This window comes from Streptomyces sp. B1866 (assembly GCF_031932565.1).
In the GTDB taxonomy this organism is placed as follows: Bacteria; Actinomycetota; Actinomycetes; order Streptomycetales; family Streptomycetaceae; genus Streptomyces.
Genome location: NZ_JAVSCF010000607.1, coordinates 1 through 478, shown reverse-complemented (window position 1 = coordinate 478; position 478 = coordinate 1). Strand labels below are relative to the sequence as shown.

Sequence of the window (478 nt, the reverse complement as noted above, 5' to 3'; positions counted from 1 at the left end):
GCGTCGCCGGGGCCGGCCTGCCCGGGCAGCCAGAGAGGTGGCGGCCCGGCCGGCTGGGCCGACGCGCCGCCGCCCGGTCGGCCGGGGACCGGCCCGGCGGACGCCTCCGGGGACGCGGCGGCGGCGGACGCGTCGGGTCCGGTCACGCGGACCGCCTCGTCACCGCTGCGCACGGGGAGGCCCTGCGGGGGCAGCCCGTGCGCGGGCACGCCGTGCACGGACGCGCCCTGCGGCGAGGCGCCTGCCGGGAGCCCCGGCCCGGCGTGGCCCTGCTCGGGGACCGACCCGACGTGGCCCTGCTCGGGGCCCGGCCCGGCATGGCCTTGCCCGAGGTGGCCCTGCGCGGGGTGCCCCTGCCCGAGGTGGCCCTGCGCGGGCTGGGGCCCGGCCGGGGGCAGGGCGGGGCTCTGCCGGGCCGGAGGCAGGGCCTGCGCGCCCTCGGACGCCCCGGCCGGGCCCCAGCCCGCGCGCGGGTCGG

At 85.6% G+C, this 478-nt stretch carries 1 pseudogene; it reads right to left on the bottom strand.

Annotation, left to right across the window (positions count from 1 at the left end):
- Window positions 1-478 (bottom strand): annotated as a pseudogene (locus RKE29_RS30410) (hypothetical protein); the annotation flags it as partial.